This is a genomic window from Pseudorhodobacter antarcticus, from assembly GCF_900110135.1.
Classification (GTDB): Bacteria; Pseudomonadota; Alphaproteobacteria; order Rhodobacterales; family Rhodobacteraceae; genus Pseudorhodobacter; species Pseudorhodobacter antarcticus.
In genome coordinates this window covers 1-2,976 of the sequence record NZ_FOCO01000093.1, presented here as the reverse complement: position 1 = coordinate 2,976, position 2,976 = coordinate 1, and the positions used below count along the sequence as shown (strand labels likewise).

3 protein-coding genes and 1 tRNA gene are annotated in these 2,976 nt (G+C 55.3%); 1 reads left to right on the top strand and 3 read right to left on the bottom strand.

Features of this window, described 5'->3' with window-relative positions; translation table 11 throughout:
- Positions 1–237: 237 nt before the first annotated feature.
- Positions 238–314 (bottom strand) — tRNA-Arg (locus tag BMY36_RS18895).
- A gap of 361 nt (positions 315–675) precedes the next feature.
- Here BMY36_RS18895 and BMY36_RS19355 point away from each other — a divergent pair.
- A protein-coding gene (locus BMY36_RS19355) for an IS5 family transposase (RefSeq protein WP_139194163.1) occupies positions 676–1,433 on the top strand; the annotation gives its coding sequence in 2 pieces (ribosomal slippage) (positions 676–1,012 and positions 1,012–1,433; 759 coding nt in all).
- A gap of 168 nt (positions 1,434–1,601) precedes the next feature.
- Here the strand turns inward: BMY36_RS19355 and BMY36_RS18880 are convergent.
- Positions 1,602–1,988, bottom strand: coding sequence for a hypothetical protein (locus tag BMY36_RS18880; RefSeq protein ID WP_050519436.1), 387 nt, complete (start codon positions 1,986–1,988; stop codon positions 1,602–1,604).
- A gap of 395 nt (positions 1,989–2,383) precedes the next feature.
- Entirely contained in the window at positions 2,384–2,908 is a 525-nt protein-coding gene (locus tag BMY36_RS18875; protein ID WP_175469349.1) for an IS66 family transposase, read from the bottom strand.
- Between the last annotated feature and the right edge of the window lie 68 nt (positions 2,909–2,976).

The following is a 2,976-nucleotide window of genomic DNA, read 5'->3' as shown; positions in this document are numbered from 1 at the left end:
ACGCCCATTACAGAAGTCGTGGGATAAGTCTGTCCGGGGATAGGGGAACCCTCACCGTCAGACCATTTGTGCAACAGAGCCGTCATCGATAGTAAACGGAAAATCTTAAGTATATCTATCAAAATCAATCTCTTGATTCAAACTTTGACAAAATCCAAAGATAAAACTTGACACGGTGTGCAGCAAAAAGTGCCGTTTTGTGCATTCTTATGCCCCATCCGCAAATTGCGATGCAATTGGCGACCCCTGCACGACTCGAACGTGCGACATTCCGCTTAGAAGGCGGATGCTCTATCCAGCTGAGCTAAGGGGCCATCTGATTGAACTAACAACAACTGCTGCGCCGTGCAAGACGCCTAAGCCTCGCGTTTAAACAAGGGGCGCAACCGAGGAGACGTCTGTTTAAACACTTACCTTTGTTTTCAACGACTTGCTTGACTTCTGACAGAATTGGTGGTTTAAATCGTCCAACATGAAAGGAGGTCTCACGTCATGAAGCAACAACACATCCAGGTCCGACCGACGCGGCAATGACGTCGTGCGGGGAAACCTGGAGACCAACATGTTTGACACTGCACAAAAAGACCTGCTCACCAAAGCCTTCTAGGGCCTGTGGACAATCAGGATTCCCATCGGGTTTGATTTCTGATTCAAACTTCCCAAATGGAGGTTTGAATGAACGAGCAGCGCTTTGTGGTGACGGATCGTGTATGGCAGCGGCTTGAGCCGCATTTGCCGGGAAAAGCCAGCGACGCGGGGACTACGGCAAAGGATAATCGCCTGTTCCTGGAAGCAGTTATCTGGCGAGTTCGGACGGGTTCGCCATGGCGCGACTTGCCGCCCGCTTTCGGCAACTGGAACAGCCAGTTCCAGCGTTTCCGTCGGTGGGCCAAAGCCCGCGTATTCGAGAGCCTTTTCAACGCCATGAGCGGTGACCCCGACCTTGAGTATGCACTTATCGACGGCACCATCGTTCAGGTCCACCAGAAGGCAACCGGCGCAAAAGGGGGACTCAAGCTCAGGCCATCGGACGTTCGCGCGGCGGCATGACGACCAAAATCGTTGCCTTGGTCGACGCACTTGGCAACCTAGTCCGCTTTCTGTTGCTGCCGGGTCAGGCGCACGACATGAACGGCGTCGCGCCGCTGATCCGAGGTGTCTCCTTCGGCGCACTCATGGCGGATAAAGCGTTCGATGCGAACTGGCTCTTGGAAGACCTTGATGAGCGCGGCGCAAGTGCCGTGATCCCGCCAAAAACGAGCCGCAAACATCAGCGCGACTATGACTCCGAAGCTTATAAGTGGCGGCATCTGGTTGAAAATTATTTCGCGAAGATCAAGGAATTCAGAGGTATAGCAACACGCTACGACAAAACTGACTGTAGCTACACAGCCAGTTGGAACCTTGCAGCAACTTTGATTGCGTCAAGATGAATGTCCACAGGCCCTAGATCGCCGCGAACGAAAACTGCTACCTGCACACCATTGAGATTAGCGGCTAGAAGATCATGGTCGCTCCGTTGATGCCGTCTTGACTGACACACCGCCTGCTGCGCGATTTTTCGGGGGTCTCTAGTGCGGTTGCGCCTCACCAATAACCTTTCAGCGGCGTCTGCCGTAGACGGCTGACAAGGTGCGCAGCAGGAAGCTTGCCGTCGTCGGCTTGTTCGCCATTGCCTTTATCTTCTCGTTGATCATCTGCCGCGTGATGTCCGTGATGGGCATGTCGAGCCACCGGGGGACGTGCAGGCGCAGCATGTCGGCATAGCCAGTAGCCTTCTCAGCCGACACGTTGCGCTGACGCGGATCGAGTGCTTTCGTGACGTGCTGTTCAAGTGCAACCCGTAGTGTGATCTCGGGCGCGTCGCGCGGGCCTGCGTCCTTGATCAGGACACCCTTTTCTTCGTAAGCGGTGTATAGACCGGTGAAAACGATGCCCTCCTCATTTTGACTCGATCCTTGCCGGTCGGCGAGGGCGCTACTGATCACCCGCCTTCACGATGATTCGTCTTGGACCACGGCACATGGCAGAGCTCAACCAACGGAACCGAAAGCGCTGCAGCTTGTCGCGTTCAACACCTGGGGCAAGCTCTGGAAGGACGTTGTGAAGGCTTGGAAGCCGTGATCGGGGAGGATATCATAGGCCTGCACAAGAGCCACCTCTGTGGAGGAGCGATATAGGCTGCACAGTCGGCCCGATACGCGCAGTTCGTTGATCGCTGCCCATCTGGCAACATCAGAGGAAAAAATATCTGGAGACCGTCTCGCGTTATCATTTTTCCACTTGCAGCGGTAATGACAACGCAGTGGGGCCGGAACCCACCACTGGGTTCCGGCGATCACAGGTCATAGGCGCCCGACCCGCTGGGTCGGGCGGAAGGTTGTCAGTTGATGATGCGGCCGGTCGGGCAGTGCCAAGGCATCAGCAGGGTAGGGTCGACTTCGCCACGGGTGCGCTCGATCTCACCCACAACCCAATTGAGGTAGTTGCGCGGGTTCACACCGTTCAGACGCGCGGATTCAATCAAGGTGTAATACGTTGCCCAGACTTTCGCGGCTTCGTGGCTGCCTGCGAAAAGCGAGTTCTTTTTCGTCAGGGCAATTCCGCGGATGCAGCGCTCCACAGAATTGTTGTCGATTTCAAGCCGACCGTCGTAGAGGAACTGTGTCAACCCATCGAACCCCTTCAATGTATAGTTGATTGCCTTTTTCAACCTGTCCGGAGCATCATCACGATTCTCCAACAGCTCCGCATGAAGGGCGTTCATGACCGGGAGGCTGTGGGTCTGCCTCAGCTTTTGACGTTCGTCCGGCGGGAGGCCCGCGGCGGCCCTTTCGACGGCATAAAGTTGCCCGAACATCATGACAACCCTTGCAGCGAAAGGACTGTAACTGGGGCTCTGTTGCACAAATGGTCTGACGGTGAGGGTTCCCCTATCCCCGGACAGACTTATCCCACGACTTCTGTAATGGGCGT